24 protein-coding genes are annotated in these 20,074 nt (G+C 61.7%); 6 read left to right on the top strand and 18 right to left on the bottom strand.

Translation table 11 applies throughout. The annotated features are described in order from the left end of the window. Positions 1-137: 137 nt before the first annotated feature. The 8 genes from VSR68_RS22725 to VSR68_RS22690 all read right to left on the bottom strand — a co-directional run bounded on the left by VSR68_RS22725 (position 138) and on the right by VSR68_RS22690 (position 6,244). Complete coding sequence (locus VSR68_RS22725) at positions 138-590, bottom strand: hypothetical protein (RefSeq protein WP_342941983.1); 453 nt, start codon at positions 588-590, stop codon at positions 138-140. Between the two features lie 74 nt (positions 591-664). Then, positions 665-1,771 (bottom strand): DUF6094 domain-containing protein, encoded by a 1,107-nt coding sequence (locus VSR68_RS22720; protein ID WP_342941982.1) that lies wholly within the window; start codon positions 1,769-1,771, stop codon positions 665-667. 65 nt (positions 1,772-1,836) lie between these two features. Continuing rightward, positions 1,837-2,400 carry a DUF3275 family protein gene (locus VSR68_RS22715; RefSeq protein ID WP_107153734.1) on the bottom strand — a complete coding sequence of 188 codons (564 nt, stop codon included), beginning with the start codon at positions 2,398-2,400 and terminating at the stop codon, positions 1,837-1,839. Between the two features lie 272 nt (positions 2,401-2,672). After that, a complete protein-coding gene (locus tag VSR68_RS22710; protein ID WP_342941981.1) occupies positions 2,673-3,092 on the bottom strand; it encodes a hypothetical protein in 420 nt (139 codons plus the stop codon). Positions 3,093-3,329: 237 nt separating this feature from the next. Beyond that, positions 3,330-3,917: a hypothetical protein gene (locus tag VSR68_RS22705; RefSeq protein ID WP_342941980.1), complete on the bottom strand. Its 588-nt coding sequence runs from the start codon at positions 3,915-3,917 to the stop codon at positions 3,330-3,332. Positions 3,918-4,007: 90 nt separating this feature from the next. Beyond that, positions 4,008-4,427, bottom strand: a complete 420-nt coding sequence (locus VSR68_RS22700) for an antirestriction protein (protein WP_342941979.1) — start codon at positions 4,425-4,427, stop codon at positions 4,008-4,010. Positions 4,428-4,932: 505 nt separating this feature from the next. Further along, positions 4,933-5,613 carry a DUF3577 domain-containing protein gene (locus VSR68_RS22695; protein WP_342941978.1) on the bottom strand — a complete coding sequence of 227 codons (681 nt, stop codon included), beginning with the start codon at positions 5,611-5,613 and terminating at the stop codon, positions 4,933-4,935. Between the two features lie 406 nt (positions 5,614-6,019). Next, positions 6,020-6,244, bottom strand: coding sequence for a helix-turn-helix domain-containing protein (locus VSR68_RS22690; protein ID WP_027196504.1), 225 nt, complete (start codon positions 6,242-6,244; stop codon positions 6,020-6,022). 193 nt (positions 6,245-6,437) lie between these two features. Between VSR68_RS22690 and VSR68_RS22685 the strand changes: the two genes are divergently transcribed. Then, the gene (locus VSR68_RS22685) at positions 6,438-6,857 is read left to right on the top strand and encodes an ACT domain-containing protein (protein ID WP_342941977.1); all 420 of its coding nucleotides are present in this window, start codon (positions 6,438-6,440) and stop codon (positions 6,855-6,857) included. 37 nt (positions 6,858-6,894) lie between these two features. On the opposite strand, the gene VSR68_RS22680 is transcribed toward VSR68_RS22685, so the two are convergent. Both VSR68_RS22680 and VSR68_RS22675 read right to left on the bottom strand, forming a co-directional pair. Next, positions 6,895-7,743 (bottom strand): nucleotidyl transferase AbiEii/AbiGii toxin family protein, encoded by an 849-nt coding sequence (locus VSR68_RS22680; protein WP_342942024.1) that lies wholly within the window; start codon positions 7,741-7,743, stop codon positions 6,895-6,897. 31 nt (positions 7,744-7,774) lie between these two features. After that, positions 7,775-8,800 carry a type IV toxin-antitoxin system AbiEi family antitoxin gene (locus tag VSR68_RS22675; protein ID WP_342942023.1) on the bottom strand — a complete coding sequence of 342 codons (1,026 nt, stop codon included), beginning with the start codon at positions 8,798-8,800 and terminating at the stop codon, positions 7,775-7,777. 673 nt (positions 8,801-9,473) lie between these two features. Between VSR68_RS22675 and VSR68_RS22670 the strand changes: the two genes are divergently transcribed. The 4 genes from VSR68_RS22670 (at position 9,474) to VSR68_RS22655 (ending at position 10,918) form a co-directional block, all read left to right on the top strand. Continuing rightward, the gene (locus VSR68_RS22670) at positions 9,474-9,836 is read left to right on the top strand and encodes a helix-turn-helix transcriptional regulator (RefSeq protein WP_342941976.1); all 363 of its coding nucleotides are present in this window, start codon (positions 9,474-9,476) and stop codon (positions 9,834-9,836) included. Between the two features lie 2 nt (positions 9,837-9,838). After that, the gene (locus tag VSR68_RS22665; RefSeq protein ID WP_342941975.1) at positions 9,839-10,327 is read left to right on the top strand and encodes an ImmA/IrrE family metallo-endopeptidase; all 489 of its coding nucleotides are present in this window, start codon (positions 9,839-9,841) and stop codon (positions 10,325-10,327) included. Positions 10,328-10,509: 182 nt separating this feature from the next. Beyond that, positions 10,510-10,635: a hypothetical protein gene (locus VSR68_RS22660; RefSeq protein WP_342941974.1), complete on the top strand. Its 126-nt coding sequence runs from the start codon at positions 10,510-10,512 to the stop codon at positions 10,633-10,635. 79 nt (positions 10,636-10,714) lie between these two features. Beyond that, complete coding sequence (locus VSR68_RS22655) at positions 10,715-10,918, top strand: DUF2188 domain-containing protein (protein ID WP_342941973.1); 204 nt, start codon at positions 10,715-10,717, stop codon at positions 10,916-10,918. A gap of 503 nt (positions 10,919-11,421) precedes the next feature. On the opposite strand, the gene VSR68_RS22650 is transcribed toward VSR68_RS22655, so the two are convergent. From VSR68_RS22650 to VSR68_RS22640, 3 genes are read right to left on the bottom strand one after another with little or no spacing between them, the layout of a single operon-like run. Next, positions 11,422-12,756 (bottom strand): TrbI/VirB10 family protein, encoded by a 1,335-nt coding sequence (locus VSR68_RS22650; protein WP_342941972.1) that lies wholly within the window; start codon positions 12,754-12,756, stop codon positions 11,422-11,424. Between the two features lie 2 nt (positions 12,757-12,758). Continuing rightward, positions 12,759-13,784 carry a TrbG/VirB9 family P-type conjugative transfer protein gene (locus tag VSR68_RS22645; protein WP_342941971.1) on the bottom strand — a complete coding sequence of 342 codons (1,026 nt, stop codon included), beginning with the start codon at positions 13,782-13,784 and terminating at the stop codon, positions 12,759-12,761. Next, positions 13,781-14,527 carry a VirB8/TrbF family protein gene (locus tag VSR68_RS22640; protein ID WP_342941970.1) on the bottom strand — a complete coding sequence of 249 codons (747 nt, stop codon included), beginning with the start codon at positions 14,525-14,527 and terminating at the stop codon, positions 13,781-13,783. The genes VSR68_RS22645 and VSR68_RS22640 overlap by 4 nt, the downstream gene beginning before the upstream one ends. Positions 14,528-14,602: 75 nt before the next feature. Here VSR68_RS22640 and VSR68_RS22635 point away from each other — a divergent pair, with 75 nt between their 5' ends. Continuing rightward, the gene (locus VSR68_RS22635) at positions 14,603-14,869 is read left to right on the top strand and encodes a hypothetical protein (protein WP_342941969.1); all 267 of its coding nucleotides are present in this window, start codon (positions 14,603-14,605) and stop codon (positions 14,867-14,869) included. 2 nt (positions 14,870-14,871) lie between these two features. Here VSR68_RS22635 and VSR68_RS22630 read toward each other — a convergent pair whose 3' ends face one another. Genes VSR68_RS22630 through VSR68_RS22610 form a run of 5 tightly spaced genes read right to left on the bottom strand, consistent with a single transcriptional unit; the run spans position 14,872 to position 20,066 of the window. After that, positions 14,872-15,900: a type IV secretion system protein gene (locus VSR68_RS22630; RefSeq protein WP_342942022.1), complete on the bottom strand. Its 1,029-nt coding sequence runs from the start codon at positions 15,898-15,900 to the stop codon at positions 14,872-14,874. Positions 15,901-15,928: 28 nt separating this feature from the next. Further along, positions 15,929-16,213 carry a hypothetical protein gene (locus tag VSR68_RS22625; protein ID WP_107153655.1) on the bottom strand — a complete coding sequence of 95 codons (285 nt, stop codon included), beginning with the start codon at positions 16,211-16,213 and terminating at the stop codon, positions 15,929-15,931. Positions 16,214-16,223: 10 nt separating this feature from the next. After that, the gene (locus VSR68_RS22620) at positions 16,224-17,027 is read right to left on the bottom strand and encodes a conjugal transfer protein TrbJ (RefSeq protein WP_342941968.1); all 804 of its coding nucleotides are present in this window, start codon (positions 17,025-17,027) and stop codon (positions 16,224-16,226) included. Continuing rightward, the gene (locus VSR68_RS22615; RefSeq protein ID WP_342942021.1) at positions 17,020-19,698 is read right to left on the bottom strand and encodes a conjugal transfer protein TraC; all 2,679 of its coding nucleotides are present in this window, start codon (positions 19,696-19,698) and stop codon (positions 17,020-17,022) included. Before VSR68_RS22615 ends, VSR68_RS22620 begins: the two co-directional genes overlap by 8 nt. Beyond that, complete coding sequence (locus VSR68_RS22610) at positions 19,692-20,066, bottom strand: VirB3 family type IV secretion system protein (RefSeq protein ID WP_342941967.1); 375 nt, start codon at positions 20,064-20,066, stop codon at positions 19,692-19,694. The genes VSR68_RS22615 and VSR68_RS22610 overlap by 7 nt, the downstream gene beginning before the upstream one ends. Positions 20,067-20,074: the final 8 nt, after the last annotated feature.

The raw sequence follows: 20,074 nt of genomic DNA, 5'->3' as shown, positions 1-20,074 counted from the left end.
GCGTCACGGGCGACAACGGGTCTGCTACCGGCAGACCAGCGGGAAAACGTGCAGCGCGAAGCGCTTTCCTTGAGCGTCCCGGTGAACAGTCGGGGAAAGCGCCCTGAAGACAGGGCGCGGATGTGCATGGCAGCGGGTCAGCATTGGGACAGTGTTTCCAGCAGCGCGCGAAGTTCGCGGAGCTGTCCGGCTGTGAGGGTCATCGATACCAAGGCTTCGGGATGCCAGGTCTCGATCGATGCTGCTCGAGGCAATCGGTCGTCGACTAGTCGTGCGAACGATAGGAGCGGGTGTGCGGCTGCGTGCAGTCGCACAGCACGGACCGAGACGTCGGCGGCCGGCCATGCGGTGACTCCCGTTGCATCGAAACTGAGGATCTGTCCATCGAGTTCCTCATAGTCGTCGTAGAGCAGCGGCATGTTCGGTGCGTCATCCCACAACGTACCGGCGTCGAATGCCGCACGCGCGATGGCGCAAGCAGCCTCGGCGCTGGCGGCCCGGATGCCGACGACGACCCGGTGGGTATGGTCGAGGCTATAGCCGACCAGGTAAGCGGTCAGTGGCTGGTTCGTGGAGCTCGTATTAGTCATGATTCGGGTGTCCTTTCTGGGCGGAACCCGCCCCCTGCGGGTCAAGCCCCGCGGGGTTGAAGACGTGACCCGCGTTAGCGGATCGAGACAATCCGACCGAGGTTCGGGCCAGGCGTGAAGTCAATGCCGGCGATGGTCGGAACAAACCGGTCGCGCATCAGGATCGTGGTGCGGATGTCACCCTTGTCCGTTTCCTCGATCTGGACTTCCTGTTCTTTCTGCTTGATGGTGTCGCCGCGGATGAGCAGACGTGTGCCGTCGACACCGGTAACCACGCCGGTGATCTGTCCGGCCGCTAGCGCCAGGGCAAGATGCCAGTCGGAAAGGTCGCGCAGCGGACGGCGCGGCTTGACCGCCTTCGACGAGAACATCGCGGCGAACTGCGTCCACAGCGTGGCATGCTGCAGGCGGCGCAGTTCGTGCTCGAGCTGCGCCGCATCGATCCGTGTGGACATGAAGGCAAATTCGCCCATCGTCGGGGGGATGCGATACGGCTCTGCTGCCCGGTCCTCGGGCAACTCCGGGGGCAGTTCGCCGTCGCTGATTCGCGCGAGGCGTGTGGCCAGTGCCGTGTCGACACCATCGGCTCGACGCTTGACGCCGAAGAGGACAAGCTGTTTGAACGTCTGATCGGGCGCGAGAAACACTTCGACCTGTGCGAAGTTGCGGCCAATCATCGTGGCGAATTCGCGGTCCATCACGTAGTACGGCACGCTCAGCACGAGCACGCCACCAAACGCGAGCCACGGGACCGTCTTCAGATAGAAGAGCTTTTCTAGGCGATCGGGCTGACGCTCGCCAGTCTGCGCCTTGTCCGAAACGACGTCGCCATACGGCGGGTTGAGGAACAGCAGTCCCATGCTGCGTGCAGTGACGAACATGTCCTGGACGTCGGTGTGTGCAGCGGTGTCCAGCACGTCCTTCGCGTGCCACGCACGCTCACGGTCATACTCGACGCCGAACGTTCGGATTGTGTCGGGGGTCGCGCACTGTTGCGCGAGTGCCTGTTTCAGGTCGTGCAGCGCGGCGCCTTCACCGCAGCAGGGATCGAGCAGCCGCACGGGGCTGTCGGAATCGGTCAGCGCGAGGGCCGGAATGATCCGCTCAAGCGTGACCGCATCGGTGGGGAAGTACCCGTTGCGAATGAAATTTCGGGCGAGACGAGGAAAGATGAGGGCCATGTCGAACTCCATCGAGGCGTGCTGTGTCGCCGGCCCGAAGGCCGGGCACACGAGAGTGGAAGGAATCAGGTCTTGAGCCAGGTCTGGGTGGAAGCCTGGAAGGCGTAACCGAACGCGCGAAGCTGGTCGCGCTGCTGACGGAACACGCCGCGATCGACGGTCGGGTCGAGCTTGACCGGCTCGCCGGCTACCATCGCATCGGCCAGTTCGGTGCCGAACAGATCGGGCAGATACAGCTCGCCAGATTCGCCTGCGGGTTGCGGGGCGGTCGTTGGGGTTTCATGGGTACGCGCAAGCGCTGTGGTGCCTGGTGTGCGTTCTTCATCGGCCGGATCCGGCTCCGCCGACGAGGGCGGTTGGTTCGTCTCGCTGAACGGCTCGTCGTTGTCGAGCTGTGCATCGGCGAGCCTCGCGCGGATTTCGACGGTGACCTTGCCGTACCACACGTAGCTGTGCGGATAGATCTTGTCGATGAGGAACGTCCCTGTGTAGGCGCCCGGCTCGAACTGCTCGAGCACCTTATCCTTGACCTTGAATTCGCCGACAGATGTGGTCAGTTCGCCGACCTGGAATGGGCCGTTGCTGCCCTTGATGGTGCGCACGTCGAGCGTGCCGGAAAGAGAGATCACGATGCCTCCAGAAAGTGAGGCGGGACGCACCCTCGCGGGCATGGCGTCCCACGGTTGGGTTGAAGAGATACGGATCGATCCCGTCTGACAACGTGACGGGCAGGTACCCGGCGAGTGCGCCGGAAGCGGCTATAGCTTTCGCGTGAAGCGGCGACGCACGGATCCAAATCGAACGGATCGAGAGGAATGGGTCTCGATTGAAGCGCCACGAATGCGGCGCCTCAGAAATGACCCCGGAGACTGGCCCACGCGCCTATGCGGCGTTGACGAACCTAGCTAGCGAGTTGCGCGGCAGGTTCGTCAGAGCGTTGTTGCTCGACGATGTGATGAAAGAGCCGAGGCGGAAGGCGAAACAGGCGGCCGCCACTTTCGACGATCCATGTGCGATGACGTCGGCCGACGACGACAGCCTCGGTGATCGACAGCCCTTTGAGCGTCAACATGTCGCCGGGCCTCAACACACGCGAGCGCGCCGCATGCCACGCTCGGACCTTTTCGCGCCACGCCGGTGAAGCGGGGGGGACCATCTCGAGATACGCGAGCGGGCACGAGTAATAGAACGGCTCCATTTCCTCGCACAGGTCCTTGTAACCCCAGCCGGCGCAGCCTTTGTCCCACGCGAGCAGGTCGCAGCCGATGTAACGCAACGGTGCGTCGCTGGGGCGTTCGATTTCCCAAACCGTCCAGAGCACGTTGCCGCTGCAACAGTGTCGCAAGCAGCGGCGTGAACAGTCATCGTGCTCCGCGTTGCGTATGAGGCGTGCAATCAGTTGCGCACGCGTTTGTCCATGACCAAAAAGCCAACCCATGGTGTACCTCGCACGGTGAGTCGAGGCATTTCTCCCAAAGCGCGTTTAATGCCCCGCGGGGAACGCACCGTTGATCTGGTGCAGGTGGAAGAATGATGTGATGCGGTGACAAGTCTCCGGTCACGCGCGCCGTTGCGAGCGAAGGTCGCGACCGATGACGGGGCGCACCGAGCTGATGACGAACACTGTCCAGTCGGCGAAGTACCGACCGTCGAAAGCAATTGCGCCCGCGTTCAGTACGAGCTGGATTGGCATTGTGATCCTGCCGGTGGGCATCTCGCCGTCGGGTCCGGCGATGCGCTCCATGTCGGGGAAGAATCGAAGACCTTCGAACGGATCGAGGAATTCTAGTTTGAGGTCGCGGGCCTCGACCGTATGGCAATAACGCAGCCGGCCAATCAGCGGGCCATCGAATCCTGTAACGAGCGGGGACGCAAGCGGATCGTCGCGTCCGTTGAAGAGCCCCAGGTAGAGGCCGTCGGGAAGGTCGACGTTCTGCGCTGTATAGCGGGGCAATGTGCGCCCGTCGCGGCATTCAAAAGCCTGATGCGATGGATTGTCGTCATCATCGGGCTGCTCGGCAGCATGAAGCTGTGACGCTGGAACGTGCTGGAAGCAGTACGCGCGTGCCAGTGATCCGTGACGCATGCTCGAATCAAAGCCGCTGATGGCACGGCGAGAAGGGGCGATGGAAGTGCAGGTTGACATCGTTGTCTCCGGGAGAATTGCGGAGACGCGCCGTGCGGGCAGCGTTCCGCAAGGCATGAAGGGTGGGCTGCGCGTTAGTCCGTCAGCCCATTAATCGATTGCCGCAAAGATCTCGCGCGCCTCTGGGTGAAACGGGACGAAGGCGAGCAGCCTGTGATAGAGCTCTGTGAACTTGGCGTCTTCTGTCGTCCACGCCATGGCGTTCAGGGCGAAGAGCGTGGCCACGATGCCGGCGGCGTCGCAGCTCATTTCGCCATCGTATCCATTGCCATCGCAGGTGATGGGCAGTGGGCCATCCAGACGGGGCGCCATGTAGAACGCGTCGTTGGAGAGTTCGACGTAGTCCCAGAATCCGCCGTGGTACGTCGCGCACAACGACGACATTGCGGTGTAGACAGCGACTTCGGCACGGATCACGTGCTTGCCGAAATAACGCGGCAGGATTTCCAACCGACGGTCCTCGGGTACAAGGGTGGCCACGATGTCGTGCGTTTCAGTGGTCTCGTTCATCACATCCTCCGGAAAAGGCGCGGAGGATGGCTGCCCGGGAGGGGAAGCGCATTCCCCGCGGGGGTTGAACAAAGGAACGACTTGAGAGCGGGGAAGCGAGCTATTCCGGACCCGGCATCATGGCGACGCTGGTACAGCCGTGCAGACAATGGCACCGGAAGATGGCTGTGAAGGTGTCGCCTGACGCGGCGACAGACGGACCTGCAACTGGCAAGTCGGCAGTGAACACGTTATGCCTCATTGGTCCTCAACGGCGCTGGTTGGCAGTGAGTGCAAATGACGCATAACGCCTGGCAGTTAACCCCTGCCAGGCGCGTGTCTGGGCCGGGACGATCGGTCCGGCGCAAACGGCACGGCGTAGTGGGGCCACCGTGGACCCGGTCGACGATCTGCGGGACGGTACCGGCTTTCCGGAGCGGGCTCGAGGAGCGTCGCCCTGGAAAACCGGCGGTCCGATAGTGCGGGAGAGAAGCCCCCGCACGAGGCGGGGACCGAGGGGCGCCGGTTATTCCGCGTTGGCGGACGGGCGGCGGGTGCTTCCGTTCGCATGGCGGCGCAGCGGCGGATAGCGGTTGCTACGCGTTGCGGTGGAGTCGGCCGTGCGGTCAGCCGATGCGGCATCGTTGCTTGGGGCCCCGATGTCGCGGCCGTTGGCCGGCTTCTCCGCAGAAGGCGTATTGCGTTGGTCGCGATCGCCCGTCGACGGTTCATGCCCGTTGACGGGCTCCGCGGAAGTGTCGGCGTCGCCTGCTTCAGCGTCGTCGTCGCCTTCGTCCCGGTAGACTTCCTGGCCGTCGACCTTGATCCAGAAGAGCTTGAGCAGACGACCCTTGAGGACAGCGCCGGTTTCGCCCGTGCGATTGCCGGTACGCTCGAAGGTGCGGATGTAGTGGTCACCCGCGCGGAAGGAGACGAGGACCTTTACATCCGGATCGTTCGCGTCGTCCATCACGGCACGGACTGCTTCCTTCGCCTTCTCGCCTGAGACGATCAGATCGAGTGGAAGATAGACGACGCCGTTCTCGACGTTCGGATCGCCATGAAACGCGGAGATGGAGCATGCGAGAAAGGGTTTGGCCTTGCTGCGACCATTTCCCCGGGCGGTCACGTCGCGCACGCGCGACAGATAACCGAGGCCTCGCAGATGAAGATCGAAATACTTGCGGGGTTCGACAGGCTGATTCATGACGATTCTCCAGAACGAAAAAGGGGAAACGCCAGTGCCCGTGTAGGGGAATGACAATTCCCCAGGCGGGCAAAAAAGAAAGCTTCTGGTCAAAAGACCTGCGGTGATCCAGACAGAGGGACGAAGCGAACCGCGAACGGTGTCGCACGAGCGACGGTACTGCGAAGGGCGCTGGATGGGCTCCAGCGGGCGACTTCAATCGCGAATCATAGTCGGCGATGCCGAAAAATCAAGGCGGTTTGCCCAATCATTTTTGTTCGCTGTTCAAAAGAATTTGACAGGATTGAACTTGATCTCCCGATGCGTCACGATGTCTCACAAGCGAAGACCTGGGTGGTCGACGGATGTTGCCGGCGCTCTGGTTGCTGCAAGTGGTGGGATTGCACAGCAGAGCAATCACGCAATGTCACGTGAGCTCATCAAAATCCAGCATGGAAGCAGGAGAAACGCCGAGTGTGGCGGCCAACACGCAGATGTTATAGAGCGCAATGTTGCGCTGCCCGCGTTCAATGCCACCCACGTACGACCGGGCGAGGCCACTTTCGAGCGCAAGGCGCTCCTGTGACCAGCCGCGCGCCTTGCGAAGCTCGACCAGGCGTTTCCCAAACAGGGCAAGGGGGTCGTACTGCATCGACATCTCGATCGGAAAGATATCGAAGCGTACGTATTTGACCTGTTTGAGGCCACGCTCTATCATGACACGCACTATGAGTGACAATTCTGCAAGTTGGCGGCAACGGTTTTGATATTCGACGTGGGCAGGGCTCGCGATGCCGCGGCCGGTGTACCCGCTCGATTGACCCACTTCTCATACAGGGAGCGCAGTGAGCCAACCCGTCTCGGATCTCGCACAGCTGCTGGCATCAATGCAGCCAGAGCTGAATGAAGGCGCCTATGTCTTTTCGTCCGTGCAGGCAGGCAGGGATGTGTCGCAACTCGCTCCCCTGGCGACGTTTCGTGAGCGCGAGGGGCTGACCGTCATCATCGATGAACCGACGGCGCTGCGCGAAGGGTTACCTGTTCTTTTCCGGGCAGCCTGGATCACGCTGAACGTCCATTCCGACCTGGAGGCTGTGGGACTTACGGCTGCGGTGGCTGAAGCGCTGACTAGGGCCCGCATCAGTTGCAACGTCGTTGCTGCCGCATTTCACGATCACATTTTTGTGCCAGTGGAGCGCGCTCGGGATGCGCTTACTCAGTTGATGGACCTCCAGGCGCGGGCAGGACAGGGCGTGCTTGGTTAGCCGGACAGCCCTCGGGAATGCTGCCTGCCCGGGTTGGTCAAATCCCGCTTCCTCGCTGAACCGCCGCGACAAATTCCTGGCGGAACGCGTCAAAGAGCTGACTGATCCGTTCAGCCGTATCGCCGCCGAAAATCCGTGCACGGCTTGCCATCATGTGCGTCAGTATCAGGGGCGACGGATTGTCCGGCGCAACGACCGCGAGGACCTGATCGCGCACGTCCGGCGTGACGATACCTGCCACGTCGCGGCCGAGGAGGGCCGCGCCGCCGATATCGGGATCGTGCTCGTGCCGTTCGATCAGGGCGAAGGCGTCGTCGGCGTACAACCTATCGAGATTTCCTGCCTCGCCATACCATGCCAGCAGGAAAATCAGATCGGTCGCGTCCTTGCGATCGATCGCGTGACGATCTTTCCAGGCAATGATCTTGAGCATTGCCTGCGCCGGAAGGGACGCGACAAGCACCACGAGATCGGCATCCATGCGTACTGGCATAGCGACCTGCAGCGCCTGTTCGAAGCCGGCGACATTCATGCGAATGACCTGATCGGGTGGCCAGGCGATTTCGCCGCCATCGTCTGCGATGCCACCGAACGGTACGATGTCGAGCCAGGTTCTGGCGCCAGTCTCGGGGGACTGGTAGTGCAGCCGGTGGGTCGCACTACCTCGCTGCTCGAAGTGGCCAGACGTGAGCAGCGCCGTTCTCAGTGTTTCATGGCCGGCCCAGCTTTCGATAGAAATGCCGATGTCGACGTCTGCCGTGGCCCGTGTCGGTTCGATATCGTGGACGTGCGTCAGCACGATGTCACGTGCGCTCGCCCCACCGACAAACCACTGGATGCCCTTTTCGGAAGCGATGGCGGCCACTTCACGCAGAAGGGCGACCATTTCGGGGGGGAATGGGCGATGGGGGCGAGGCTCAAGCGGGGAGATATTGTTCACGCACTAACCGGGCCGTTTCGAGATTGCGCGAGTCGCCACTCGCCACGAGATCAGCGTAGACGAGCAGGGGCGGCGCGATGTTTTGCGGAAGTCCAGCCGCAGTTTGAAGCTGGATTGGGGACCTCAGAAATTCAATGTTGCCGTCGCGATCAGGCCGCAGGCGAGCCTTCGCGATCCACTCCCGTGGGATCTCGCTGGCACAGTATACGGTGAATGTGGCTGGTTTCAGGTATTGCGTAAGGATGGCTGCTGCCGGCTCTCCGCCAAACTGGCACCGGTCGGGAAGCTCGGGAACGCTTCTCCACCAGTCGGGGATGTCGGTGCGGAAGCGGCCGAGCTGAAGCGATCCACGCAACAGTGTCGGGTACAGCGTGGTCCATTCATCGATGAGCCGGCCTGCGTCGGCGAACTGCATGCCGCGCCCGCCGGGCTGCTCGATGAGGTCGCGCCGGTCCAGCATTCCGTGAATGGCGTTCTGGACCGTTCCGTGGCTGACGCCGGCAACCTGTGCGATATCCCGGTAGCCTTTTTCCAGTAGTGAAGGGACCGCGAGCAGGGCGAGCGCGACGCGCAGTGTCGATTTGGTCCAAGTCCGGCTAAGTGCCGGCAAGTCGCTGTCCGGGCGTGGGCGCCCAGACACGAGAATGACGCTATCGCCTAGAAGAAGACTGGCGTTGCCGGCCAGGTCGAGCGCATCAACCTGCATGTCGCGGCACGCATTGATCATGTTAGGGGACAAATACGACGTCACGAGCAGGAGCCGGTCACCGTCGCCCGGCGCGGCCTGCGCACGGACAGCGGCCAAGGTGCCGTAGCGGTCGATCGTCCGCTTGACATGCGCGAGGCGTTTGTAGCGGCGGGTGCCGACATGGAACTCCAGTACTGCGTCCGCGCCGGATCGGGGCGGAGCCTTACGCAGGTGGACGGACACGCCGGTCGCATCGCCGAACGCGGTGGCGGCAGCTTCCAGCAGAGGGGGCAGATCGTGATCGGTCGGATGCATGACAAGGTCGCGATTGTCCAAGTTCATTCATTGTACACGTTCCGTGGACAGAATAAAAATTTGGATACGGCTGGTTTGTCCAAAATGACGGATCATCCACGGCACGTAGACGAGAGAAATTTTTGGACGAGAAGCTACTTCACGCAGATCTATTGGTCGTCGCACTTATAGCCTCAATGCGCTCCGCGAGGGTTGGCTGGGCAACCGGTTTGGGGTGAGGGAAGAGCGTATAGAAGCCACGTGCATGGCCCAGGGCCATCAAGATGCGTGCAAGCGTTTCGATGCTACCCGCGCCGCTCAGCTCAAATCGCTTGTACGTCCTCAGGGGGATGCCCGCTTTTTCGGCGAACGCTGATTGAGAGAATCCGCTTCGGACTCGCTCCCCGCGCACACGCATGGCTAGGTACTTCGCGATGTCCCGCTGAGTCGCGGACTGCAGGAATTCGAGTTGTTGTTCGGGCGTCATGAACGAGTGCCATATTTGGCACCATCTGTGGATAAGGCATGTGCGCAAGCTTAAGCGCTCTGGCACAATAAGTCATCAGACCAAACAGATGTCGCCGAAAAATTTCAACCAAATTGGTACATTTTTTTTGAGATACTGGTTGCGTAATCGGGTCGGCTCTTGCTACACTCCCGCCGAAGGACTTTGTTATACAAACGGGAGCAAGAAATGGCACTCACCGCATTCGGCAAGGCCGTGCGGAAAGCGCGGGTCGATATTGGGCAAACGCTGTTGTCGATGGCTGCAGAGTTGGATACCACGGCGTCGTTCCTCAGCGCCATGGAAACGGGACGCAAAAAAATCAGCGCCCAATGGGTGGGGAAGATCGGCAAGTTCTTCGAACAGAAAGGGCATCCGATTGCAGACCTTGACCAGTTGGCTGCCGTGTCCAATGAAGCGGTTCCGGTCGATGGCCTGCCGCTGCAGCAACAGATGCTGGTGGCAGGTTTCGCGAAGTCGAGTTTTACGGCCGAGGAACTGAAGCAAATCGCTCAGTTGCTCGAGAAGATCAACAAACGGAAAAAAGAGTAATCATGTCGGACGCAGACAAACCACCGTATGCGATGCGAGGAAATCGAGTGGTACACCGAACCGCCGGCGAAATCGTTCACAGCGCGGAGACGTTCTGCCGGATGTTCCGCGTGAACAGGAAGACGCGCTTGAACATTGCGCAGTTCTTCGAGTCGTTGTCGGCGCGTTCGATCTGCATCGATCCGATCGAGGATAGCGAGTGGTTGTTGTTCACTGACGCGATCTGTTCACCTGAAACGTTCACGATCCTCGTCCCCGAGAGCACATATGTCAAAGCATGCAACGGGGACGAGACAGCGATCAGTACGATCTGTCACGAGATCGGGCACCTAGTATTGGCGCATAAGGCGGTCCTGCACAACGAAAAAAGTGCAAAGCCGTCTCAAGGAGAGGATGCCGAATGGCAGGCGGATGAGTTCGCGGAATACTTGATGTCGCGGATGGGCATCACATCGAGCAAGCAGCTCACGCTGGATTTTCGCGACGAATAAAAAGGCCTCAAGCGTTGGCGCGCTGGAGGCCTTGAGGAAAACTTTCGAAAACGCGACACTCAACGATCTCATGAGTGAAGCGTCTTGCTGTTGCTCTGTGTGAGAGCAGAAATAGTATGCCTTGTCAGGCAGGCTTGTCAACATCAAGTTCCATGCTGAGATCGCTGAAATAGGAGCCAAAAATGGCTACGAACGACAGCGAAGAACAGGTCATCTATCGGATGACCATCACGGTCAAGGGTCGAGTAATTCGTCGACCGAATGGCCAACCGTTCCGCATCGTACTTCGCAACCCCAAAGCGAAGTAACGACGTAGAACCAGCGTAGGAATCAGAGGAGGCCGCCTTCGTAGCTCCTCTGATCGGATGACTTGACTAGGAGCCTGATATGTCAAAAAAAATCTTTGTTGAGCGTCGCCCGGAGGGCGACTATGCGGTGCGCCGCCCAAATTCACAACGGGCCAGTGATGTGTTGCCTACTCAGCGAGAAGCCATCGAGCGGGCAAAGCAGCTGAATGATGGTAACCCTCCGCTCGTCGAGCGCGTGCGGCATACAGACAAAGGTGGCCCCGATAAGTGGCGCAAGCCGTAGCCAACGTTGACGGGGCGTGAAGCACGCCGACTTGCAACGTCGTCTCTTATGAACGCGTCTTCTAGACGGCGTATGCCGCATAGGGCTGCATCGGCTGGTTACCCCGCGTTCTCGTCTGCGCTTGGCATGCGCTGTAATCGCCGCGTCGATATACTGACGCGGCGAAACCGATTGAAAAGTCAAAGGGATTCCCGACAAAACAGCCGTCTGGCCGATGGACTTCCTCCACGGCGGAACACATGTCTATCAACCATTGTTTGCCTTACTGCGGCCAGCTACTCGGGGATGGTTGGTTTTCGAGCGAATCGCTTCCCCGTTTGCTGAAAGGCAGCTCGTTCGACATCAGCCCCTCGCGGCCGATGTCTCTTCGCAGATGAACGAGCGCAACGGCGGGACACGCCCGAATCTGCTGCGTTGAAAGATTCAGACCTTAAGTGACGAAAGTTCGAATTTCAGCGAACCCCGACACATCAGCTAGGTGGCAGAAAGCGTGGTTGGATGTTTCATCGATTGCAACTCCCGTCAGTGACGTTGGGCGGCAGCATCATGTCGCGCTGTGTGATGAACGTGATGCGTTGACCGGGCTCGAGCTTCAGGGTGGGCTGGATGTTCATGTTGCGCTGGAGAATGGTCTGGGTCGTTTGCGACAGGGACTGTGCTGCCGCTTCGGACAGGTCGGTGGCCGCGCCCCCGTTGACGTTGATTGTCGTGCCGCTTGGCTGACTCTGATTGTGGCCGATCCAGGCGGCGACGCCGGCGATCAGGAAGGTCGACCCGAAGATTTTGAAGAAGTGGTTGTTGACCTCGGCGGTGACGCCGGCCTCGCCGTCGGGATCGTTGCCGGTCAGCCCATCGAGACGCATAGTCGCGTGCCGGAAGATCATCCGGGTGGCCGCCATCAGCATCAGGTCCTGGCCGATCGCCACATCGTTGTTTGTCCGACCGAGAACCCGCGTTCCCTTCGGGATCAGCTTACAGCTCCCATCGATGCTGTCATAGATGTCGCGGTCGACCATCGCGCGGAAGGTACCGGGCATGTCGCTTTTCGCGCCTTGCAGGATCACCGTGGGAATCGGTGTGCCGCCCATCACCATGTACGGCGAATCGATGGGGACTGGAACCAGCGGCTTCGCATCGTCAGTCGCGTTGCCCTGTTGTCTGACCCAGTCGGCGTTGCGCCGGTCAGTGGCGCCCGACACATTGGCGGGCGAGAGACCTGACGCAGTTGTCCCCGTGGGACTGCCCGGTGACGTACTGCCTGGCTCTGCCTGCGAGCCTGAAAGTTGCGCTAGGCTGCCTGCGATGCTATCGGTAGATAGCCCATTCCCCGTGGGCGAGTTGTTGTTGCTTCCACTCGTGTCCTCGTAAGCGACGAGCGACTGGCTCTGCATGGCTTCGATCTGCCGTTGCAGTGCGAGTCGATCGGCGTCGTGATCGGGGGTGCCCGGCCCAGACGTCCGGTAGTTTCGGGGCAGCGGGCCGGCATCGTCTCCGGGCACGCCCTTGGGGATGCCATCGAGCGGTGTGCCGCCGAGCGGGGCGCTGGCTGCCGACGCGACATCGCCCGCGCGTGCCAGCGCCAGGTTCCGCTGGTCTTCGAGGCGCTTGCGGATCGCATCCGGTGAGGCCTTCGGCTGCCGCGCATCCGCCTCAATCTGCTCGCGCTCGCGCCGCTCGGCCGCGGTCTCGTGCGGATGGGACAGCGCGTGCACCAGGACGATCGCGAGTAGTGCGGAGCACAGCGCGATGAGCAGCGTTTTCGCGAGGTTCCGGCGGATGCGTGTGAGCCTGGCTGGCTCAGCCGTGAGCGGGGTGCCGCTTTTTTCCGGGGCGGCCATGTTCACGGTTTCCCGTAGATGTTCTTCATGCGGGCCGAATCACAGCCGAACAGTCCGCAGCCTTTGCCCCGACCGTTGAAGACCCGTACTTCCTCTTTGCCGCGTCTGAGCAGCAGGCCGTATGGGGCGATTTGCTGCACCTCGAACAGGTCGTTGCCGAGCGGTACGAAGCTGGCGATCTCGGCATGGCCCTTGTCGTCCGTCAGCAGGATCGCGGGCAGTTCGGCGTGGTGGGGAAACTGCAGATACGTGAACCTTCCATCGTCAAAAACGGTCACTGGCGTGAACGGTGCATCTCCCTCCACGCGATAATCGAAGTTCGCTTGGTCGAGTGCGATGCGCGGACCGCCTGAGCGTGCATCGCCAAGCGAATCCGCCTGCGCATCTTCATTCGCCCGTGCCCGCGTGTTTTGCGCAGGAGCATTGCTCGGGTACTCGATGCCGAAGGGCGAGACCCGTCCCGCTGTCATTTGCGCGTCTGTATCGAGGTAGTGCCATGAGACGCGGTGATAGACCGTCCCATTGTCCGATGAGCGCAGGTCCAGCTCATAGCGCCGACGCGAGGTGATGATCGTCGCGGCATTGTCGAGCCCGGGTAGGCGCGCCTCGATGAACACGTCGCGCTTGGTGAGCGCCGTATGCTCGAGCCAACGCTTCCCCGTATCGGACAGGTAGACGCCGGTGACTTCCTCATCGGGGCCGAACACCAGGTGCGTTTCCTGGTTGGTGCGCACAAGTACGGGATAGAGGTAGTCCGGGTCAAAGTCGTAGACGACGAGCGACGAATCGTCGGGCGCCGAATATGGACCGTTGATGCGCGCACGGGACGCAGGTGTGTGTCGGGCACGGAGCCGCGGCGTCGGTGTGCGAACGGCATCCTTCGCGGACTGCGTCGGGACAGTCATCACCATATTGGCGGGCAGGGGCATGGACGGCGCGGGCGATGACGATGCGATCTGGGCGCTAGCTGAGGTGATGTACGTGGCAAACAGTGTCGCGAAACACGCAGTGGAAAGGGCAAGCTTCATTGCGTGGCTCCGGGATTGACGCCCAGATAGGGCGTGAGGCTGAAGTGGGTGATGCGCAGTCCGATCGGGTTGTCCTTTTCCTCGCCGGGCTTCAGCGTCTCGGGTGCGAGCAGGAAGCTGACCGTGAGCAGCATCTGTTTCGGGCGGGACGGTTTGCCGTTCACACTCTCGATCAAGGTGAAGATCAGGTAGGCGACCTGGCCATCGGGCGAGAACGAGGTGGAGTTTTCGATGAATTCGCGGGTGAGACCTCGCGTCTGAACGACACGCTGCGCGACCGGATCGGTAACGGTGATGTAGGTTTCCAGTTCCTGCGTGGCGGCGCCCGAGGTCCAGCCGAATGCAGAGGGGATCTGCCGGGTGAGGGTGTCCTGGCTGTCGGCCTCGATCGTGAAGACACGTGACGCCCATTTCACGAGGAAATAGCGCTTGTTTGCGGAGGTGACCGAGTAGGTTTCGGCATAGCGGTCCGAGACCCACACCGCGCCGCTTTTCTCATCGTGCTCGACAAAGTAGGGGCGTGGGCCGCTGTGCGCACTTTGCACAATGAGTGCAGCGCATTCGCCGGCAGCGATCAGCGCGAACGCGGCGGCGATTTTGATGGCAAGCCGCTTTTCCCAGAAAGGGCGCTGGAAGGCTGCAAACCAGGCTGTGACCGCTTCGCCGATATGCGGTGGCGACGGAAGGTCGGCGGCGGGCGTCTGGGTGCCGGGAGACGAGCGGAATGACAAGTGTTTGCGCATGGCTCAACCCTTCCGGCAGCAGCATGCGGTCGGTGCTACACTGGGACGGAATTCACCTGCTGCAAGGGTGCAGCCATGGCAAAACTGAAGATCCTCCTCCTGTATTTCGTGCTGCCGATTCTGTTGTTCGCGGCGTTCGTCCTGTATCAGGTCGGCGCGCAGCATTTCGGCGTGGCGATGATATTGGTGGGAGCAGTTGTGTTTCTCGCTTGGGCTGCGCTCGGCCGAACGCCCAGCGACCGCGCGCAATCGCGTGACCGTGATGAGCAGCACTACCGGGACGCCGATGCGTCCTGGAATGCGTACTACGCGAATCAACACAACGAGCGTCATCATCACTGAGCTCATCTCAGAATGTTGGGCGTCAATTTGTTTCCTATGACGCCTTTTCCAAAGCCACGCAATCCACCACCGGCGCCGCCAGAGACGAGCGATTTCGCGATGTCCGGTACCTGCCACATCATGAATGCTCCGACACCGCAGACGAGCGCGAGCGCCAGCATCGCCAGGTAGTTCGTCGCGTAATACGCGTCGCTATTCGTGCCGTTCTGCGTCGCACTCTGTTGCACGAGACTTTGGATGCCAGGCAACACGCCGCTATAGACGATCGCCATCATCAGCCACGCGACGACTTTGAATAGCCCTGCGGAAATTGTGAAGCGCAGCCAGCCATCGAAGAGGAATTCGCCCGCGGGCAGCACGTACCAAGGGATGAGTACGGGCCCGAGGCAGAAGGCGATGTCGAGCAGAAACGAGCCGAATTGCACAACGACCACGAATATCATCGTCATGAGCGTGATCGCAACGACCGCGAGCGCTTTGGCAAGGAACGCTAGCAGGACAAGTGGCAGGTTCTTGATGAGCGTCCAGATCGAGTTCAGGCCCGCCGAATTCGCTCCCGCGTCGCTCGTGGCCCCGCATACCTGATGTTCCGTGTTCGGGATTACGACGCCGTCAGGGGTGACGTCCGGCACCTGCTCGCAGACCTGGGCCGCCTCGGTGCGCACGCCCTGCATGATGGTCGACGCGGCGTTCACGAGCGCTCGCAGCAGGTCACCAGGATTGCCTTCGCCACCGGACACCCGCGAGGCCATGGTCTGCATGTTGTCGACGAAATAGCTATGCACCGTGCCGGACCAGGCTGTGAGCATCACTAGAATGACTGCGCATTTGATCAGATGGCGGAAGAGGTTCGCGAAGAAGCCTGGGAAGTCCCCTTCGAGCAGCCATAGGAAGACATGCCATGTCGCCATGACGAGGCCCAGCGCGGCGAGCAGGTCGATGCCATCGGAGAGAAACAGCGTCTGCAGGCTCGTGCCCTTCGCCTGCATCGTGGCGAAGAGGGCGTTGAGCACGGAGATGACGTCGTTCATGACCTGGTTCAGTTGTAAAGGGGCACCGCTAGCGCAGACCGCCGGCAAGGCGCAGCAGCCCCAGCAGCACGGCCAGCGGCAATGCGATCCAGGCCGCCGCGAAAACCTGCGGATTTTCCGCGTGCACCACTAGCAGCCCAACGAGCAGCGACAGCCGGACGCTGCGGGTAATGCGTCGGTCGAAAGTCCAGCCCGGATCGCGCTGATCGAAGGGAATAACGCTGCGAATCCGGTATTCGCGGATTGCATGCAGCACCACACGCAATTCGGCGGGTGTCGTACAGAGGTGGCGGATCAGCCAGCGCAACAGCACGGCTCACTCGCTACTGGTCCTGCAGCAGGTCGAAGTCGGGCGCACCCTGTGTCGTCCGCTGTTCCTGCTGGTTGACGTGGCCGAGCGCCGCAGCGCGCGCGGCGGCGAGCTTCGCCGCGTCACCTTGGGCCTGCGATTGTGCGATGTGGTCCTGCATCTGTTGCGCGACCTGCCGCTGCATGAGGGCATGCAGGTCGACCATCTCGCCAGCGAGCACGTTCGACTGCTGGTTTAACATTTGCAAGCCCTGCACGGCGCCAGTGACGTTCGGAATCTGCGACTGGATCTGTTGCAGGTTCTGCGCGCGTTCGGCGAGCGTGTCGAGGTTCTGCATGTCCTGCGTCAGTTGCTGCTGGTAGATGCCGCCGCGCGTCGAGGCGAGGGATGTATAGGCCGACAACCACTGGGCAGGCGACATGCCCGTGGTATTCATCTCGGCGAGGCTGCGGCCGAAGAGGCTATTCGTGGCGCTCGCCGCCTGCTCAAGCTGCGTGATAGCCGTTGACAGCGACTGAAAATTCGCGATCTGCGTGCGGTAGGGCGCGATGGTCTGATCGATCAGCGATGCCGGAACTTGCCTCAGGTTCTGGGTCATTGTGACGTATTGCTGCAGGCGGGTGATCTGCGCCTGAACGTTCTGCTCGACCATCTGCGCCTGCTGAGCGACCGACGACACGAGCTCGGCGTGGTTCAACAACTGTGTAACTTCGGTTGCGCCGCCCGTCATCCCGCCGCCGGCGCGAACGGAGTTTGTGTGAAGGAAAAGGGCAAGGGCAGCGGCTACGCCGGCCCGAAGAAGCACGGGCTCACGCATGATGGACCTCCAGGTCGACCAATGCCGCCGTGTCCATACTGGCCTGTGCCATGGCTTCGTCGATGTATCGCTCTCTCCAGTCCGGACGACCGGAATTCAAGTGCCGGTCAAACATGAGCTGAGCGCTCATCTCCGACCGGAGAATCGCGATCGACGCGGGATCGAGCGGCACTGAGATGCGGCGCGATGCGCCGCCCTGTTCGGTGATGAAGTAGTCGCGCTTCGCGATGAGTTGCTGGATGGTGCGGATCTGTCCGTCGGAAAGACCGAAATCGCGCTGATAGGCAGTTTTCGCAGAGGGCGTGAAGTTCTCGACCGGCACAAATACGCGCACGAGGACGTTGTCGCGGATCTGCGGCCAAATCTTCGAGGTCGAGACCTGCTCGGGCGACTGCGCATCCATCCAGACGCAGCCGAGCTTCTTGCGCATCGTGACGATCCAGTTGCCGATCTGCGCGGCGAACGTATCGTCATCCAACAGATTCCAGATCTCGGGCAGCATCACGAGCGTGGGGCCGATGACGCCCTTCGCACGCCGCTGTTCCATCGAATCCTGGATGCGATACGTGACATACGACAGAAACGGCCGCGCGATTACAGGGTTTGCGAGAATCCGGTCAGTCGCCATCGACACCCATCGCGTGTCGTCGAAACTGTCGGCGACGTTGTCGAAGTAATGCGCGTGTAAGGCGGAGCCCACCCACAGAGCCAGCTCGTCAGCAAGCGGCCCCGCAGGCAGCGACGCGTGGACCGTACGAAGCCGCCACAGGCGCCGGTCGCTCCGGCTGCGTGTTGCGGCGAGCGCCTTCCCCAGTTCGCGGCGGTCGCCCGCGGTCACACGGTAGGCGTCGCGCTGCTGCGCCAGCATCACGATCCATTCGACGAGGAATTCCATGTGGCGCAGGTCCGCGAGCAGCACGAGCGGATTCATCTGCGCGCGTTCGTTCGCGGAAGTGCCGGCTGCGTCATGATCGAACTGCAGATAACGTCCGCCCTGAAGGGTCGTCGGGATGCGCATCGACAGGTCCTTGTCGAACCCGTATAAAAAGGCGTTCGGATACTTCCGGAACAACGTCGCGCACAGCAGCATGAAGATCGTCTTGCCGAATCCGGTGCGGCCACAGACCAGCATGTGCCCGACGTCGGCGAGGAAGGCGGTGAACCAGTAGGGCGTGCCGAACTCGGTCGGGAAGGCGGCAAGCGCGGGGCAGAGCGTGCCGGTTTCCTTCGTCAGGTGTGCGTTGATCGGGTGGCCGTCGGAAACACCGCGCAGCGGCAGCAGGCGGGCAAGCGCCGCGGTGTCGATGAAAGACCAGCGCGCGCATTCGCGCCACATGCCGGGGATGCTCGTAGCGAAGGCTGAGAACGCGTGAAGCGTTTCGCGCACGGGCGCAAAGTGCGCGGCTCGCAGCGCTTCCTCGACTGCACGGCGGGTGGCGACTACCTGCGTCCAGGCCGCTTCGGCGGCCGTCCCATCATCGAAGGGCGACGTCTCGAAAACGGGCGAGTACGAGAGGACCGACAGGTTGTAGTAGCCGTATGTCTCTTCGGCCATCTCAACCTTACCCACGCGCCGGTTGGCTTCGTCTGCGGCGGCGGAGCGCGACTGGTTCTGGCGCGCGCCCGACGTGTCGCCCCCGCGCAGCGTAGCGGCGAGCAGTGAACGCGTGTCGAGCCGGCGGCCTTCGTGATAGCGGCGGACGCTGTCGATGAAACGCATCGCGGCGGTGGGCGAGGTCAGACGGAAGCAGTGGCTGACCGTGAGTTCCCCTGGCACCTTCAGCAGGCCGTCGAGGCTCGTGGGCAACACCGTGTCTGGCCAGAAGTCGCGGCGGGCAGGAACACCCGCCGCGATCGCGAAGCGCTGGCGGCCATGCGAGTAGAAGTGCAGGTAGTCATGACCTGGTCGGACCTCGGTATCGCACATCGCGAGGTCGAGCGCCGGGATGTCCGGTATGGGCACCGCCGATACGTGATCGCCCGGTGGGGAGCAGCACGCATGCATGAACGCGCCAAGTGCCGGACCGCTCAGGCGCCGGCAGGCCAAGCGCGGGTTGCTTGCGACGAAGCCGAACAGAATGTTCTCGAAGATCTCGACGACGGCGGCCAGCTCTGACGCCGTATACGCGAACAGGTATTGGTCGGAGAACGTGCCTCGCACGGCCTGCATCAGTGACTGTGCGATCGACAGCCCGTCATGCGTCATGCCATGCGTGATCTTGCCGGCGAACCGGTCGATGCCGACATCCGGGGCCAGCGTGAACGTCACGAAATGACGGTTCGTGTAGTTGGCACCGCGCTCAAACGTCTCGCGCCGGGCATCGTCGACCCGTTGCGCCACCGGGTCCGGCATCGGTACCGTGAGATAGCGCGCACTGCGGCGGCGGTGAATCGTCCACCACATTGTGACGGGCCGACGGGCGATGTCACGCAGTGACGTGATCAGGTTCTCCATCAGTTCGAGGACATGGCCGGTCGACAACGCGTCGGCATCCGGTCCGGAGAACTCATAGGTCGCCATTACCGACGAGTCCTTGTTGACGATGAGCGTGTCGCTAAAGCGAAAGAGCCACGGCACCATCTCAGCAGTGGAACGGCGATCGCCATCGGTGCGCTGCGCGACCTGTGCGAGCGACTCGGCGTCAAACGGCGAGGGGGTGGGCTTCAGCATGGCATCCCCCGGGCGAAGCCTTTCGGGCGAGCATTGATCTTCTGGCGCAGCAGCTGGCGTGGCTCGTAGTAGTCGCCCTGCCGGCTGTATTTCGAGTAGCAGCGGATCTGGTCGGGATCGCGCCGCACGGCGAGCCACAATACGGGATGCGTGACCAGCACCGCGAGCAGTACCCAGCCGTTGCGCAGGCCAGCGGCGAACGTGATGACGATGGCACCCTGCGCGATGCACCATTTGCGGTCGATGCCGAGCAGCAGGAACTGTTCGAGCATGGTCTTTCGAACGCGCGCAGCGAGCGGATCAACTGGATCCAGCGGATCGACAGAACCGGCGGATGCGTCACGTGCGTCGGGGCGATGCGTGTCCATGCCGGACC

This window comes from Paraburkholderia phymatum, from assembly GCF_038900715.1.
In the GTDB taxonomy this organism is placed as follows: Bacteria; Pseudomonadota; Gammaproteobacteria; order Burkholderiales; family Burkholderiaceae; genus Paraburkholderia; species Paraburkholderia phymatum_A.
The sequence above is the reverse complement of the archived record's forward strand: the minus strand, read 5'-3'. Positions and strand labels throughout refer to the sequence as shown.

Excerpts from the sequence above, each read along its gene's own strand:
- VSR68_RS22725 (WP_342941983.1), bottom strand. The coding sequence starts at position 590 with ATGACTAATACGAGCTCCACGAACCAGCCACTGACCGCTTACCTGGTC.
- VSR68_RS22720 (WP_342941982.1), bottom strand. The coding sequence starts at position 1,771 with ATGGCCCTCATCTTTCCTCGTCTCGCCCGAAATTTCATTCGCAACGGG.
- VSR68_RS22705 (WP_342941980.1), bottom strand. The coding sequence starts at position 3,917 with ATGTCAACCTGCACTTCCATCGCCCCTTCTCGCCGTGCCATCAGCGGC.
- VSR68_RS22700 (WP_342941979.1), bottom strand. The coding sequence starts at position 4,427 with ATGAACGAGACCACTGAAACGCACGACATCGTGGCCACCCTTGTACCC.
- VSR68_RS22695 (WP_342941978.1), bottom strand. The coding sequence starts at position 5,613 with ATGAATCAGCCTGTCGAACCCCGCAAGTATTTCGATCTTCATCTGCGA.
- VSR68_RS22690 (WP_027196504.1), bottom strand. The coding sequence starts at position 6,244 with ATGCAGTACGACCCCCTTGCCCTGTTTGGGAAACGCCTGGTCGAGCTT.
- VSR68_RS22680 (WP_342942024.1), bottom strand. The coding sequence starts at position 7,743 with ATGGTCGCCCTTCTGCGTGAAGTGGCCGCCATCGCTTCCGAAAAGGGC.
- VSR68_RS22675 (WP_342942023.1), bottom strand. The coding sequence starts at position 8,800 with ATGCATCCGACCGATCACGATCTGCCCCCTCTGCTGGAAGCTGCCGCC.
- VSR68_RS22670 (WP_342941976.1), top strand. The coding sequence starts at position 9,474 with ATGGCACTCACCGCATTCGGCAAGGCCGTGCGGAAAGCGCGGGTCGAT.
- VSR68_RS22665 (WP_342941975.1), top strand. The coding sequence starts at position 9,839 with ATGTCGGACGCAGACAAACCACCGTATGCGATGCGAGGAAATCGAGTG.
- VSR68_RS22660 (WP_342941974.1), top strand. The coding sequence starts at position 10,510 with ATGGCTACGAACGACAGCGAAGAACAGGTCATCTATCGGATGACCATC.
- VSR68_RS22655 (WP_342941973.1), top strand. The coding sequence starts at position 10,715 with ATGTCAAAAAAAATCTTTGTTGAGCGTCGCCCGGAGGGCGACTATGCG.
- VSR68_RS22650 (WP_342941972.1), bottom strand. The coding sequence starts at position 12,756 with ATGGCCGCCCCGGAAAAAAGCGGCACCCCGCTCACGGCTGAGCCAGCC.
- VSR68_RS22645 (WP_342941971.1), bottom strand. The coding sequence starts at position 13,784 with ATGAAGCTTGCCCTTTCCACTGCGTGTTTCGCGACACTGTTTGCCACG.
- VSR68_RS22640 (WP_342941970.1), bottom strand. The coding sequence starts at position 14,527 with ATGCGCAAACACTTGTCATTCCGCTCGTCTCCCGGCACCCAGACGCCC.
- VSR68_RS22635 (WP_342941969.1), top strand. The coding sequence starts at position 14,603 with ATGGCAAAACTGAAGATCCTCCTCCTGTATTTCGTGCTGCCGATTCTG.
- VSR68_RS22630 (WP_342942022.1), bottom strand. The coding sequence starts at position 15,900 with ATGAACGACGTCATCTCCGTGCTCAACGCCCTCTTCGCCACGATGCAG.
- VSR68_RS22620 (WP_342941968.1), bottom strand. The coding sequence starts at position 17,027 with ATGCGTGAGCCCGTGCTTCTTCGGGCCGGCGTAGCCGCTGCCCTTGCC.
- VSR68_RS22615 (WP_342942021.1), bottom strand. The coding sequence starts at position 19,698 with ATGCTGAAGCCCACCCCCTCGCCGTTTGACGCCGAGTCGCTCGCACAG.
- VSR68_RS22610 (WP_342941967.1), bottom strand. The coding sequence starts at position 20,066 with ATGGACACGCATCGCCCCGACGCACGTGACGCATCCGCCGGTTCTGTC.